At 63.4% G+C, this 13,609-nt stretch carries 13 protein-coding genes; all 13 read left to right on the top strand.

All coding sequences use genetic code 11. The features are described 5' to 3' along the window. The first annotated feature begins 49 nt into the window (after positions 1-49). The 13 genes from ACW17Z_RS02450 (at position 50) to ACW17Z_RS02390 (ending at position 13,597) form a co-directional block, all read left to right on the top strand. Positions 50-667 carry an NADH-quinone oxidoreductase subunit J gene (locus ACW17Z_RS02450; protein WP_419317200.1) on the top strand — a complete coding sequence of 206 codons (618 nt, stop codon included), beginning with the start codon at positions 50-52 and terminating at the stop codon, positions 665-667. Continuing rightward, complete coding sequence (nuoK, locus tag ACW17Z_RS02445) at positions 664-969, top strand: NADH-quinone oxidoreductase subunit NuoK (protein ID WP_419255227.1); 306 nt, start codon at positions 664-666, stop codon at positions 967-969. The genes ACW17Z_RS02450 and nuoK overlap by 4 nt, the downstream gene beginning before the upstream one ends. A gap of 8 nt (positions 970-977) precedes the next feature. After that, positions 978-3,020 carry an NADH-quinone oxidoreductase subunit L gene (gene nuoL, locus ACW17Z_RS02440; protein WP_492057446.1) on the top strand — a complete coding sequence of 681 codons (2,043 nt, stop codon included), beginning with the start codon at positions 978-980 and terminating at the stop codon, positions 3,018-3,020. Between the two features lie 10 nt (positions 3,021-3,030). Beyond that, positions 3,031-4,515: an NADH-quinone oxidoreductase subunit M gene (locus tag ACW17Z_RS02435; RefSeq protein ID WP_492057445.1), complete on the top strand. Its 1,485-nt coding sequence runs from the start codon at positions 3,031-3,033 to the stop codon at positions 4,513-4,515. Between the two features lie 7 nt (positions 4,516-4,522). Continuing rightward, positions 4,523-5,962: an NADH-quinone oxidoreductase subunit NuoN gene (nuoN, locus tag ACW17Z_RS02430; protein WP_419317197.1), complete on the top strand. Its 1,440-nt coding sequence runs from the start codon at positions 4,523-4,525 to the stop codon at positions 5,960-5,962. Between the two features lies 1 nt (position 5,963). Next, complete coding sequence (locus ACW17Z_RS02425) at positions 5,964-6,725, top strand: biotin--[acetyl-CoA-carboxylase] ligase (RefSeq protein ID WP_419321463.1); 762 nt, start codon at positions 5,964-5,966, stop codon at positions 6,723-6,725. Then, positions 6,722-7,507, top strand: coding sequence for a type III pantothenate kinase (locus ACW17Z_RS02420; protein WP_419321462.1), 786 nt, complete (start codon positions 6,722-6,724; stop codon positions 7,505-7,507). Before ACW17Z_RS02425 ends, ACW17Z_RS02420 begins: the two co-directional genes overlap by 4 nt. Beyond that, positions 7,507-9,186 carry a ribonuclease J gene (locus ACW17Z_RS02415; protein ID WP_492057444.1) on the top strand — a complete coding sequence of 560 codons (1,680 nt, stop codon included), beginning with the start codon at positions 7,507-7,509 and terminating at the stop codon, positions 9,184-9,186. The genes ACW17Z_RS02420 and ACW17Z_RS02415 overlap by 1 nt, the downstream gene beginning before the upstream one ends. A gap of 110 nt (positions 9,187-9,296) precedes the next feature. Next, entirely contained in the window at positions 9,297-9,716 is a 420-nt protein-coding gene (gene mce / locus ACW17Z_RS02410) for a methylmalonyl-CoA epimerase (protein ID WP_419255232.1), read from the top strand. Continuing rightward, positions 9,716-9,976 carry a DUF1467 family protein gene (locus ACW17Z_RS02405; protein ID WP_419317195.1) on the top strand — a complete coding sequence of 87 codons (261 nt, stop codon included), beginning with the start codon at positions 9,716-9,718 and terminating at the stop codon, positions 9,974-9,976. The genes mce and ACW17Z_RS02405 overlap by 1 nt, the downstream gene beginning before the upstream one ends. 333 nt (positions 9,977-10,309) lie before the next feature. Next, the gene (gene proS, locus ACW17Z_RS02400) at positions 10,310-11,638 is read left to right on the top strand and encodes a proline--tRNA ligase (RefSeq protein ID WP_419317194.1); all 1,329 of its coding nucleotides are present in this window, start codon (positions 10,310-10,312) and stop codon (positions 11,636-11,638) included. Further along, entirely contained in the window at positions 11,638-12,918 is a 1,281-nt protein-coding gene (locus ACW17Z_RS02395) for a lipoprotein-releasing ABC transporter permease subunit (protein ID WP_492057443.1), read from the top strand. Before proS ends, ACW17Z_RS02395 begins: the two co-directional genes overlap by 1 nt. Next, positions 12,911-13,597: an ABC transporter ATP-binding protein gene (locus ACW17Z_RS02390; RefSeq protein WP_419317192.1), complete on the top strand. Its 687-nt coding sequence runs from the start codon at positions 12,911-12,913 to the stop codon at positions 13,595-13,597. The genes ACW17Z_RS02395 and ACW17Z_RS02390 overlap by 8 nt, the downstream gene beginning before the upstream one ends. The last annotated feature ends 12 nt before the right edge of the window (positions 13,598-13,609 follow it).

Below are 13,609 nucleotides of genomic sequence, written 5' to 3'. Positions count from 1 at the left end.
ATTTGGCGTTGTCGTCATGGATGTAGTTTTCAGGGGAGCACCTGGGCCAATGGCCTTGCAGGCGATCGCTTTCTATTTGCTGGCTTTCACAACGCTGGCGGCGGGTCTTCTCGTCGTCTCGGCGCGAAATCCCGTGCACTCGGTGCTCTTCCTGATCACCGCCTTTTTCTCGGCCGCCGGCCTCTTCGTCCTGCTGGGCGCGGAGTTCCTCGCGATGCTGCTGATCGTCGTCTATGTCGGCGCGGTCGCGGTGCTGTTCCTGTTCGTCGTCATGATGCTCGACGTTGACTTCGAGGAACTGCGCAAGGGCTTTGCCCAGTACCTGCCGATCGGCGGGCTTGTGGCGGGCGTGCTGACGCTGGAGATGATCTTCGTCGCCGCAACGGTGGCCACGAACGGCGCCGCTGGCAAAAACGCCGAGACCATGGCCTCGCCGGAAGGCGTGAGCAACACCGAGGCGATTGGGCGCGTGCTCTACACAGACTACGCCTTCTTCTTCCAGTTGGCGGGCCTGGTGCTTCTGGTGGCCATGATCGGCGCCATCGTCCTGACCTTGCGCCACAAGCCGGGCGTCAAGCGCCAGGATATCAGCAAGCAGGTGGCCCGTTCGCCCAAGACCGGCATGGAACTGGTTCAGATCAAGCCGGGTGAGGGGATCTCCGAATGATCGGCCTGTTGCACTATCTCGTCGTCGCCGCGATCCTGTTCACGATCGGCGTGTTCGGCATCTTCGTGAACCGCAAGAACATCATCGTCATCCTGATGTCGATTGAGCTGATCCTGCTGGCTGTGAACATCAATCTGGTCTCGTTCTCGGTCTATCTGCACGACGTGGTCGGTCAGATCTTCGCGATGTTCGTGCTGACCGTCGCCGCCGCCGAGGCGGCCGTCGGCCTGGCCATTCTCGTCACCTTCTTCCGAAACCGCGGCGACATCGCGGTCGACGACGCCAGCATGATGAAGGGCTAAGCGACATCATGCAGACGCTAGTCACAATTATCCTCTTCGCCCCGCTGGTCGCAGCGATCGTGGCGGGCCTGTTTGGCCGTCGCATCGGCGACGTGGCCTCGCAAGCGATCACCACTGGTGCTCTGCTGCTGGCCTGCGGTCTGTCCTGGTACGTGTTCAGCCAATGGACCTGGGGGCACATGGAGGCCTTCACGGTTACCCTGCTGCCATTCATCCACGTCGGCGACTTCATCTCCAACTGGTCGATCCGCATCGACGCCCTGTCGGCGGTGATGCTGATCGTGGTGACGACGGTCTCGGCCCTCGTGCACATCTACTCCTGGGGCTACATGGCCGAGGATGACAGCAAGCCGCGCTTCTTCGCGTACCTGTCGCTGTTCACCTTCGCCATGCTGTCGCTGGTCACCGCCGCCGACTTCATGCAGTTGTTCTTTGGCTGGGAAGGCGTGGGCCTGGCCTCGTATCTGCTGATCGGCTTCTGGTTCAAGAAGCCCACGGCCAGCGCTGCGGCGATCAAGGCGTTCGTGGTCAACCGTGTTGGCGATTTCGGCTTCGCCCTCGGCATCATGACCACCTACTGGGCGTTCGGTACGATCCAGTTCGCCGAACTCTTCCCGCAGATCGCCGCCAATGCCGGTCGCACCTGGGAGTTCGTCGGCCACAGCTGGCCGCTGATGGATATCGCCTGCTTCCTGCTGTTCATCGGCGCGATGGGCAAGTCGGCGCAGTTCTTCCTGCACACCTGGCTTCCGGACGCCATGGAAGGCCCGACCCCGGTCTCGGCCCTGATCCACGCGGCCACCATGGTCACCGCCGGCGTCTACATGCTGTGCCTGCTGTCACCGATGTTTGAATACGCGCCCGTCGCCAAGAACATCGTCACGGTGATCGGCGCGGTCACGGCCCTGTTCGCGGCCACGGTCGGCCTGACCCAGAACGACATCAAGCGGGTCATCGCCTATTCGACCTGTTCGCAACTGGGCTACATGTTCTTTGCGGCCGGTATCGGCGCCTATCAGGCGGCGATGTTCCACCTGTTCACCCACGCCTTCTTCAAGGCGCTGCTGTTCCTGGGCGCCGGTTCGGTGATCCACGGCATGCATCACGAACAGGACATGCGGAAGTATGGCGCTCTGGCCAAACTGCTGCCGGTGACCTTCATCGCCATGACCATCGGCACCATCGCCATCACGGGTCTCGGCTTCCCGCCGCTGCACCTGGGCTTCGCCGGCTTCTACTCGAAGGACACCATCATCGAGGCGGCCTTCGCCGCTGGTGGCGAGAACGCCTTCGCGATGTTCGCCTGGGTGATCGGCCTGCTGGTCGCCGGCCTGACGTCATTCTACTCTTGGCGCGTGGCCTTCTTCACCTTCAACGGCAAGGCCCGCTGGGGTCATGACGACCATCACGCTCACGACGCTCACGCCGCCCATGCCCATGACGGCCACGCGCATGACGACCATGGTCACGGCCATGATCACAAGCCGCATGAGAGCCCGCTGATCATGCTGTTCCCGCTGGTCGTATTGTCGCTCGGCGCGGTGTTCGCCGGCTTCGTGTTCGTCGACTACTTCGTGGGTCACCACCAGGAAGAGTTCTGGCGCGGCGCCATCTACAACGCACCGACCAACCACGTTCTGCACGAAGCCCATGCAGTGGCCGAGTGGGTGAAGTGGAGCCCGTTGATCGCTTCGATCCTCGGCCTTCTGGTTGCGGCCTATATCTATCTGATCAAGGGCAACGAGCGCCTGGGCGCCAAGCTCGCGGCCCGGAACGGCCCGCTCTATGTGTTCTTCTACAACAAGTGGTTCTTCGACGAGCTGTACCAAGCCACCTTCGTGCGCGCGGCCAAGTTCCTCGGCGACCTGTTCTGGAAGGGCGGAGACCAGAAGATCATCGACGGCTTCGGGCCCGATGGCGTCAGCGCCGTAAGCTACGAAGTCGGCCGCCGGACCGGCAAGCTCCAGACCGGTTACGTCTATCACTATGCGTTTGTCATGCTGCTCGGCGTCGCCGGCCTGCTTGGCTTCGCCCTTTACGCATTCCGTTGAGGACGGATCGATGACCGGCCTTCTCAGCCTCACAACCTTCGCTCCGCTCGCCGGCGTGGCCGTCCTTCTGGCGCTGCGCGCTATCAAGGGCGACAACGCGGCCACCGACAATCTGGCCAAGTGGATCGCCCTGGCGACCACCCTGGTGACCTTCGCGCTGTCGATCCTGATGGTCGCGCAGTTCGACGCCAAGAACCCCGGCTTCCAGTTCGTGGAAGACGTGGCCTGGTTCGCGGGCCTGCATTACCGCATGGGCGTCGACGGGATTTCCATCCTGTTCGTCCTGCTGACGGCCTTCCTGCTGCCGATCTGTATCCTGGCCAGCTGGCGTTCCATCGAGAAGCGGCTGGTTGAGTATCTGATCTGTTTCCTGGTGCTGGAGACCCTGGTCATCGGCGTGTTCTGCGCGCTGGACCTGATCCTCTTCTACCTGTTCTTCGAAGGCGGCCTGGTGCCGATGTTCCTGATCATCGGGATCTGGGGCGGCAAGCGTCGCGTCTACGCGGCCTACAAGTTCTTCCTCTACACGCTGCTCGGCTCGGTGCTGATGCTGGCGGCGATCCTGGCGATGATCACCATCTCGGGTACGTCTTCGATTCACGAACTGATGACCTTCAAGTTTGCGCCCTGGCTGCAAACCTGGCTGTGGCTGGCTTTCTTCGCCAGCTTCGCGGTGAAGATGCCGATGTGGCCGGTTCACACCTGGCTGCCCGACGCCCACGTCGAGGCGCCGACCGCCGGTTCGGTCATCCTGGCGGGTATTTTGCTGAAGATGGGCGGCTATGGCTTCATGCGCTTCAGCCTGCCGATGTTCCCCAATGCGTCGGAGATGTTCCAGCCGCTGGTGTTCGCGATGTCGGCCATCGCCATCGTCTACACCTCGCTGATCGCCTTCCGTCAGACCGACATCAAGAAGCTGATCGCCTATTCGTCGGTGGCTCACATGGGCTTTGTGACCATGGGCATCTTCTCGGGCAATGCGGCGGGCGAGCAGGGCGCGATCTTCCAGATGCTGAGCCACGGGGTAATCTCCGGCGCGCTCTTCCTCTGCGTCGGCGTCGTCTATGACCGCATGCACACCCGCGAAATCGCGTTCTATGGCGGCCTGACCAACCGGATGCCCTGGTACGCAGCGACCTTCCTGTTGTTCACCATGGGCAATGTCGGCCTGCCGGGCACTTCGGGCTTCGTCGGCGAAATCCTGACGATGACGGGCGTCTACCAGGTCTCGACCTGGGCGGCCCTGTTCGCCGCCAGCGGCGTGATCCTGTCGGCGATGTACGCCCTGACGCTGTATCGCCGGGTCATGTACGGCGAGATCGTCAATCCTCAACTCAAGACGATCACCGATCTCGACAAGCGCGAGATCCTGATCTTCGCGCCGCTGATCATCTCGACCCTGGTGCTCGGCATCTATCCGAATTTCGTATTTGACCTGACCGCGTCGTCCGTCGACGCGCTGGTCGGCGCCTGGCGCGCCGCCTTGGCCGGGTGAGGGACTGATGACGCTTTCAGCCAATCTTTCGCTGATCCTGCCCGAGGTCATTCTCGCGGTATCGGCCCTGGTCCTGCTGGTCTGGGGGGCCTTCCAGGGCAAGACGAGTCCGGCCTTTACGCTAGCCTCGGTCCTGGCGCTGCTCGCCGCCGCCGCTGCGGCCGTGGTCGGTCCACACGGTCACGCCTTCAACGGGGTCTATTCGGCCGACGCTGCGGCGACCTACGCCAAGGTTGCGATCTTCATCTCCAGCGCCATCGGCATCGTTCTGGGCGATCGCTGGCTGGCCCAGCGCGGCGACCAGAAGTTTGAATATGCGGTGCTGGTGATCCTGGCGGCGCTAGGCATGGGCGTCACCGCCTCGGCTGGCGACCTGATCAGCCTGTATATCGGTGTCGAACTGCAATCCCTGGCGCTCTACGTGCTGGCGGCGTTCCGTCGCGACGACGCCAAGGCTTCGGAAGCCGGCCTGAAGTATTTCGTCCTCGGCGCGCTTTCCTCCGGCCTGCTGCTCTACGGGTCGTCGTTGATCTACGGCTTTGCGGGCTCGACCCGGTTTGCCGACATTGCCGCTGCTGCGCATGATGCACACGGCGTTGGCCTGCTGTTTGGCCTGGTGTTCCTGATCTGCGGTCTGGCGTTCAAGGTCTCTGCGGCGCCCTTCCACATGTGGACGCCGGACGTCTATGAAGGCGCTCCGACCCCGGTCGTTGGCTTCTTCGCCGCCGCGCCGAAGCTTGCAGCCATGATGATGTTTGCCCGAGTGCTGGGCGACGCTTTCCCGGATTCGGTCGCGCAATGGCGTCAGGTCCTGGTGATCGCCGCGCTGATCTCGGTCTTTGTCGGCGCCTTCGCCGGTTTGGCCCAGACTAATCTGAAGCGCCTTTGGGCCTACAGTTCGATCGCCAATGTCGGCTACGCTCTGCTGGGCGTTGCCACGGGCGGTGAGACCGGGATGCACGCCATGCTGGTCTTCATGGTCCTCTACATGGTCGACGTGACCGGCTTCTTCGCCTGCCTTCAGGCCCTGAGCCGCGACGGCAAGCCGATGGAGACCATCGAGGACATGGCTGGCCTGATCAAGGAACGTCCGGGCATCGCCCTGGCCATGACCGCGTTCTCGCTGTCGGCCCTGGGTCTGCCGCCGTTCTCGGGCTTCTGGTCGAAGTTCTACGTCTTCAAGGCCGCGCTCGGCTCGGGCGACGTCATGCTGCAGTGGGCCGCTGTGCTGGGCCTGGTCGGCAGCGTCGTCGGGGCCTTCTACTATCTGCGCCTGATCAAGAGCATGTGGTTCGACGCCTCCAAAGGCGCCGTGGATGCCCCGGCCCCAGCAGCGCGCGCTGTGGGTTTCGCAGCAGCCCTGTTTGCTTTCCCGGTGGTTCTGGTCGCACTGATCTGGCTCGACCCGGCCGCCAAGGCCGCAGCTGCGGCCTTTGGCCACGCGTGACGTGACGGGCGTTCCCTCAGCTCCAGAAGGGCCGCCCGTCGTCGTTCTCGACGAGATCGACTCCACAAATGCCGAGGCCCGTCGCCGCGCGGAAGCGGGCGAAGCGGGTCCACTATGGCTGCTTGGCCTTAGGCAGACGGCGGGGCGTGGTCGAAGAGGTCGCGCCTGGGAGACAGGGGAGGGCAACCTCGCCGCTACCCTTCTGTTTTCCACTGACAAGTCGCCTGCGGAGGCTGCTCAGGTTTCGTTTGTCGCCGCACTGGCCGTCGCTGATCTTCTTGCGGCCTATGTTCCGGCATCCTTGATCAGCCTGAAGTGGCCCAATGATCCGCTGTTGGGCGGAATGAAGGTCAGCGGCATCCTGGTCGAATCCGGGAGCCGCCCGACCGGCGGGCTATGGCTGGCCGTTGGCGTCGGAGTGAACTTGGCGCGTAAGCCGATCGACAGCGAGCGTCCCGCCACCGCACTGACCGCCCATCGCGCAGCGCCCCCGCCATCACCGGCAGAGGCCATAGAGGTGTTGGCCGGCGCGTTTGAGCGATGGTCGCGCGTCTGGCATACGCTGGGCTTTCCCGCCATTGCCGACGCCTGGACAGCGCGGGCCCATGGCCTGGGCGAACCTTGCGTGGCACGTCTGGGAACCGAGACCATCGAAGGTGTCGCCGAGGGGCTCGATAGCGACGGTGCCCTGAGGCTTCGGTTGCCTGACGGTCGGTTGCGGCGCATCACGGCCGGCGATGTCTTCTTCGGTGAGGCAAACTGATGCTGCTGGCGATAGAGCAGGGTAACACCAATACGATGTTCGCCATCCACGATGGCCAGAGCTGGATCGCTCAATGGCGGTCTGCCACCGAGAGCACCCGTACGGCTGACGAGTATGTTGTGTGGCTGTCGCAACTGCTTTCGATGCAGGGGCTGGGTTTTCGGGCCATCGACGCCTGCATCATATCCAGCGTGGTCCCGCAGTCGATCTTCAACCTGCGCAACCTTTCGCGCCGGTACTTTAATGTCGATCCGCTCGTGATCGGCGAGAATGCGAAGCTGGGCGTCGAGGTGCGGATCGACAAGCCGTCCGAGGCCGGCGCTGACCGTCTGGTGAACGCCGTGGGCGCACACATGGTCTATCCGGGCCCCTTGATCGTCATCGACAGTGGCACAGCCACCACCTTCGACATTGTCGGCGCGGACGGGGGGTTCGAAGGCGGCATTATTGCGCCAGGCATCAATCTTTCCATGCAGGCGCTGCACGAGGCGGCTGCTAAGCTGCCGCGCATCGCCATTCAACGCCCCGCCGGCAACCGTGTAGTCGGAACCGACACCGTCAGCGCCATGCAGTCCGGCGTGTTCTGGGGCTATATTTCTTTGATCGAGGGACTTGTTGCGCGCATCAAGGTTGAGCGCGCGGAGCCCATGACCGTCGTCGCCACCGGTGGGGTCGCCTCACTATTCGAAGGCGCCACGGACTGCATCGATCACTTCGATTCGGATCTGACGATCCGCGGACTCCTCGAAATTCACCGTCGCAACACCACCTCAGAGACCTGATGACAAAATCTTCTCAAGACGAACTCGTTTTCCTGCCGCTCGGCGGGTCGAACGAGATCGGCATGAACTTCAATCTGTATGGCTTTGGCCCGGCCCACGCTCGCAAGTGGATCGTGGTCGATCTGGGAGTCACCTTCGGCGACCAGACGACCCCCGGTGTCGAAATCATCCTGCCCGATCCCGAGTATATCGAGGCCTATGCCGACGATATCCTGGGCATTGTGCTGACCCACGCCCACGAGGATCACCTGGGGGCGGTGCACTGGCTTTGGCCGCGACTGAAGGCGCCGGTCTATGCGACGCCCTTCACCGCCTTCCTGCTGCGCGAGAAACTGCGGGACGCTCGGTTGCTCGATGAGGTGCCGATCACCGAGGTGCCTCTGGGCGGCAAGTTCTCGATTGGCCCGTTCGATCTGGAAATGATCACCCTGACCCACTCGATCCCGGAGCCGAACGGCCTGGCGATCAAGACCCCTCTGGGCACGATCCTGCATACCGGTGACTGGAAGATCGATCCCGATCCACAGCTCGGTGAAGCCACCGACATCGACGCCATCCGCAAGCTTGGCGACGAGGGCATCCTTGCGATGGTTTGCGACAGCACCAATGTGTTTGTCGACGGCGTAGCAGGCTCGGAAGCCGATGTGCGCGTGGCGATGAACCGGCTGATCGCCGGCCTTACCGGCAAGATCGCTGTGGCGTGCTTCGCCTCGAATGTGGCCCGTATGGATACCGTGATCCGCGCCGCCCAGGCTGCCGGTCGCAAGGTCTGTCTGGCTGGGCGTTCGATGCACCGCATGAGCGCAGCCGCGCGTTCGGTCGGTCTGCTGGTGGGCATTGAGCCCTTCATCACCGACGACCAGGCCAAGTACCTGCCCGAAAACGAAGTTCTGTTCCTCTGCACCGGCAGCCAGGGCGAGGCGAGGGCGGCCCTGTCGCGCATCGCCGAGGGAACCCACCCGCACGTGAAGCTTTCGCAGGGCGATCACGTGGTCTTCAGTTCGCGGGTCATTCCGGGCAACGAGATTCCGATCCGCAACCTGCAGAACAAGCTGGCCGATCGCGGCGTTCGTCTGCACACCGAACGCGACACGCCGGGTATCCATGTCAGCGGCCACCCTTGCCGCGACGAACTCAAGCAAATGTATCAGTGGGCTCGCCCTGAGATCGCCGTGCCGACCCATGGCGAGCGTCGTCACCTGATCGAGCATGCCGCCTTCGCCCGTGACCTGCAGGTTCCGCAGCAGGTGACACCGCGCAATGGGGACATGGTTCGCCTGGCTCCCGGTCGCGCCGAGATCATCGACGAGGTTCCGGCCGGTCGCCTCTATGTCGACGGCGGCGTGGTCACGGCCGAGAACGGTCAGGCCCTGCGCGAGCGCCGCCATGTCGCTTTCAATGGCATGCTGGCAGTGTCGATCGTTCTGGACGGCAAGAACCGTATCGTCTCTGGGCCGCAGGTGCGGGGCCTGGGTCTGGCGGGCGACAACGAGTATCCGCTGGGCGAAGCCATGGACGATCTTGCTGAGGAGGCCGAGACGGCCTTCAAGCGCCTGGGCGGCGATCAGAAGGAACTGGACGACTCGATCGAGAACGCCATCTCGCGCGCCGTGAAGAAGGCGGCGTTCCGGATCTGGGAGCGCAAGCCCGTCGTCGAGACGACGGTCCTTCGCGTCTAACGTTACGTAAGCAGCCGCCCGCCGTGCAAACGACACGGCGGGCGGCTCTTTTCGCGCTGTGGCTCAGGTGTTAGGCCTTCGCGCGAACGAGAAGCGCTTGGGAGCAGATCATGATCGGCAAACTCAATCATGTTGGCGTGGCGACGCCGTCGATCGACGAGTCGCTGAAACTGTATCGCGACCTGCTGGGCGCGACATCGGTCACCGAGAAGTGGGCAATGCCGGAACAGGGTGTCTGGGTTTGCTTCGTCAACCTGCCCAATAGCCAGATCGAACTGATAGAGCCTTACGGCGAGACATCGCCCATCCATGGGTTTCTGGCCAAAAACCCCAAGGGCGGCCAGCACCACATCTGCTTCGAGGTCGAGAATATCTACGAAGCGCGTGACGCGCTTGTCGCCAAGGGCGCTACGGTGCTGGGCGAGCCGCGTATCGGCGCGCACGGAACGCTGATTATCTTTGTTCACCCCAAAGACATGGGCGGCCTTCTGGTCGAACTCATGGAGACGCCCAAGGAGGCGCACCACTGATGGGCCCGATTACCGGCATCGCGATCTTCCTGACCATATGGTGGACGGTTCTTTTCGTCGTTCTGCCTCTTGGGTCGCGCAGCTATCACGAGATGGGGATCAAGCCGCCGGGTGGCGGCGACCCGGGCGCGCCGGTGAATCCTAATCTGAAGCGCAAGTTTTTCACCACGACCTGGGTGTCGATCGCGGTGTTCGCCGTGCTTTGGCTGATCATCCGCTTTCACCTGATCAGCCTGCCGGCGCTGCCCGCCACCTATTAGGGTCGCCATGGCGCCCAAGCCTTGGGCGTGATGCGATCTTTGCCCCTGCAATCGCACAAGGCTTGGGCGAAACGCCCTAATGCGCGCTGCCCGCTGCAAGTGCGTGCCCCAACAAATGTTCGGAGGCGTAAGGTCATCGTACGAGATCAGCGCTTTCTGATCTCACTCTGTGGCGTCTTCCCCGACGATGAACTTGCAAGGCCGCGCGAGGATCGCGCGGCCTTCTTTTCGTTTGAAATGGCTCTCGCGGTCATCTTTTCGCCGCGCGCGTTGCCAAGCTAACGGCCAAGAGGCTATCTCAGGCCCTCGCATTTCCTCGGAGACGTCTTTCTGATGCGCCTGTCGCGCTATTTCCTGCCCGTGCTGAAAGAAGCTCCGTCCGACGCCCAGATCGTGTCGCACCAATTGATGTTGCGCGCCGGCATGATCCGCCAGGAAGCGGCGGGCATCTATGCGTGGCTGCCGCTAGGCCTGCGGGTGCTGAACCGCATCGAGCAGATCGTCCGCGAGGAGATGGATCGCGCCGGCGCCATCGAGCTCCTGATGCCGACCTTGCAGCTGGCCGACCTGTGGCGCGAGTCGGGCCGCTATGACGCCTACGGCCCTGAGATGCTGCGCATCGTAGACCGTCATGAGCGCGAGCTGCTTTACGGCCCCACCAACGAGGAAATGATCACCGAGATCTTCCGTGGGTCGGTGAAGAGCTACAAGGAGCTGCCCAAGAATCTTTACCACGTGCAGTGGAAGTTCCGCGATGAGACCCGTCCGCGGTTTGGCGTGATGCGCGGCCGCGAGTTCCTGATGAAGGACGCCTACAGCTTCGACCTCGACGTCGAGGGTGCGCGCAAGTCCTACAACCGCATGTTCGTGGCCTATCTGAACCTGTTCGATCGCATGGGCCTGAAGGCCGTGCCGATGCGCGCTGACACCGGTCCGATCGGCGGCGACCTGAGCCACGAGTTCATCGTCCTGGCCGACACCGGCGAAAGCGCCGTGTTCTGCCACAAGGATCTGGTCGAGATGGGCGCGCCCGGCCCCGACGTCGACTGGTATGGCGATCTGCAGCCACTGGTCGACCGACGGACGGCGCTCTACGCCGCGACCGAGGAAATGCACGATGAGGCCGCCTTCGCCCAGGTCGCCGAAGGTGACCGGCTGTCGGCGCGCGGCATCGAGGTGGGCCATATCTTCTCGTTCGGGACCAAGTATTCCGAGCCGATGCGCGCTCTGGTCACGGGCTCGGACGGCAAGGATGTTCCGGTGCAGATGGGCTCATACGGCGTGGGCGTCTCGCGTCTGCTGGGCGCAATCATCGAGGCCAGCCATGACGACGCCGGCATCATCTGGCCCGAGTCCGTGGCGCCCTTCGATGTGGGCATCATCAACATGCGTCAGGGCGATGCGGCTTGCGATGCGGCCTGCGATACCGCCTACAAGGCGCTGATCGCCGCCGGCAAGACGGTGCTCTACGACGACACAGATGCCCGGGGCGGCGCCAAGTTCGCCACCATGGACCTCATCGGTCTGCCTTGGCAGATGATCATCGGCCCCAAGGGCATCGCCGAAGGCGTGGTTGAGATCAAGAACCGCGCGACCGGCGAGCGCTCGACCGCCTCGCTGGAGTCCGTCCTGGCGGGCCTCACGCAAAGCAAGGCTGGCTAATGAGCGATCTCAGGGCGGCCGGACCATTCAGCCGCTGGGAGCGGTCCGTCGCGCGGCGGTACCTGTTCGCCAAGCGCAAGAACGGCGGCGTCGCCCTGATTTCGGTGATCTCATTCAGCGCTGTGATGTTGGCTGTGTTCGCCCTCATCACCGTCATGAGCGTCATGAACGGTTTCCGGGCCGAACTGCTGGGCCGGATCCTGGGTTTCAACGGCCATCTCTACGCCCAGTCGCCCCTGATCAATGGCCCTGACCGGGATGGTGTGATCAGTCGTATCCGCGCGGTGCCTGGCGTTGTTCAGGCCGTCCCTATGGTTGAAGCCCAGGCCATGGTCATTGGCCCCAGCCAGGTAACCGGCGCGATCGTGCGGGGCGTTACGCCGCGCGATCTGCGCGGCCTGAAGATCATAGCCGACAATATCAAGAAGGGTTCGATGGCCGGCTTTGGCCAAGGCGAGTTCGGCGGCGATATCGTGCTGATTGGCGACCGCATGGCGATCAATCTTGGGGTCGCCCCGGGCGACGCTATCACCCTGATCTCGCCCTCCGGCCCGGCGACGGCGTTCGGGACCTCGACCCGCGAAAAGGACTACATCGTCGGTGGCATCTTCAGCGTCGGCATGAGCCAGTTTGACGAGGCCTATGTCTACATGCCGCTCGACCAGTCACAGCTGTTCTTCGGGCGTGACACCTCGGTCGACTATGTCGAGATCAAGGTTGATGACCCCGATGACGCCAAGGCCCTGAAGCCCGCAGTCGAGGCCGCCAGTGGTCCGGGCGCGCTCGTCGCCGACTGGATGGACAAGAACCATAGCTACTTCACGGCCCTGCAAGTCGAGCGGAAGGTGATGCGGTTGATCCTCTTCTGCATCGTCGCGATCGCCACGCTGAACATCATTTCCAGCCTGGTCATGCTGGTCAAGAACAAGGGCAAGGACATCGCCATTCTTCGCACCATGGGGGCAGGGCAGGGATCGATCCTGCGCATCTTCCTCATGGCCGGCGCCTCCATCGGCGTGGCGGGCACCCTGACAGGCCTGCTGCTGGGCGTGCTGTTTTGCGCCTACATCACGCCGATCCAGAACTTCGTGGAATGGGTGACGGGCACGGCCGTTTTCAGCGCCGACGTCTATATGCTCTCGCACATCCCCGCGAAGATCGACTGGGCCGAAGTGGGCGGCATTGTCGGCCTCTCGGCCCTGATGAGCATCGCAGCGACCCTGCCGCCGGCTTGGCGCGCCTCGCGTATCGATCCGGTAGAGGCGCTGCGCTATGAGTGATCCTGTTCTGTCGCTGCGCGGCGTCGAACGCGTTTACAAGACCGAAGCCGGCGATCTTCCCGTGCTGCGCGGCGTCGACATCGACGTCTATCCAGGCGAGGTCGTCGGACTGATCGGCCCCTCGGGATCGGGCAAGTCGTCGCTGCTGCATTCGGCCGGCTTGCTGGAACGTCCCGACGCCGGGCTCGTAGCTCTGGGGGGGCGCGACTGCTCGAAGCTGTCGGAAAGGATCCGCACGCGGATCCGCCTGGGCACGGTGGGGTTCGTCTACCAGTTCCACCACCTGCTGCCCGAGTTCAGCGCGCTCGAGAACGTGGCCATGCCCGGCCTGATAGCCGGGCGCAGTCGGGCCGAGGCCGAGGGGCGCGCTCTTGAGCTGCTGACGGAGCTTGGCCTGAATGCCCGGGTGAACCATCAGCCGGCCCAGATGTCGGGTGGCGAGCAACAGCGCGTGGCGATCGCCCGTGCCTTGGCCAACAAGCCGCAACTGCTGCTGGCCGACGAGCCGACGGGCAATCTGGATCCGGCGACCTCGGCGGCTGTGTTTCAGTCGCTGTACAGCCTGGCCCGCGGCCAGGGTGTGGCCGCGCTGATCGCCACGCACAACATGGATCTAGCGCGCTACATGGATCGGGTGTTCGCGCTCAGAGACGGCCATCTCGAGCAGCAGACCTTTTAGGGCAGCGCCTGG

Source organism: Caulobacter sp. GSs2, assembly GCF_058680895.1.
The sequence above is the reverse complement of the archived record's forward strand: the minus strand, read 5'-3'. Positions and strand labels throughout refer to the sequence as shown.

Bases quoted from the DNA above. Each gene is read 5' to 3' on its own strand.
- ACW17Z_RS02450 (WP_419317200.1), top strand. From the start codon at position 50: ATGGCCTTGCAGGCGATCGCTTTCTATTTGCTGGCTTTCACAACGCTG.
- nuoK (WP_419255227.1), top strand. From the start codon at position 664: ATGATCGGCCTGTTGCACTATCTCGTCGTCGCCGCGATCCTGTTCACG.
- nuoL (WP_492057446.1), top strand. From the start codon at position 978: ATGCAGACGCTAGTCACAATTATCCTCTTCGCCCCGCTGGTCGCAGCG.
- ACW17Z_RS02435 (WP_492057445.1), top strand. From the start codon at position 3,031: ATGACCGGCCTTCTCAGCCTCACAACCTTCGCTCCGCTCGCCGGCGTG.
- nuoN (WP_419317197.1), top strand. From the start codon at position 4,523: ATGACGCTTTCAGCCAATCTTTCGCTGATCCTGCCCGAGGTCATTCTC.
- ACW17Z_RS02415 (WP_492057444.1), top strand. From the start codon at position 7,507: ATGACAAAATCTTCTCAAGACGAACTCGTTTTCCTGCCGCTCGGCGGG.
- mce (WP_419255232.1), top strand. From the start codon at position 9,297: ATGATCGGCAAACTCAATCATGTTGGCGTGGCGACGCCGTCGATCGAC.
- ACW17Z_RS02405 (WP_419317195.1), top strand. From the start codon at position 9,716: ATGGGCCCGATTACCGGCATCGCGATCTTCCTGACCATATGGTGGACG.
- proS (WP_419317194.1), top strand. From the start codon at position 10,310: ATGCGCCTGTCGCGCTATTTCCTGCCCGTGCTGAAAGAAGCTCCGTCC.
- ACW17Z_RS02395 (WP_492057443.1), top strand. From the start codon at position 11,638: ATGAGCGATCTCAGGGCGGCCGGACCATTCAGCCGCTGGGAGCGGTCC.
- ACW17Z_RS02390 (WP_419317192.1), top strand. From the start codon at position 12,911: ATGAGTGATCCTGTTCTGTCGCTGCGCGGCGTCGAACGCGTTTACAAG.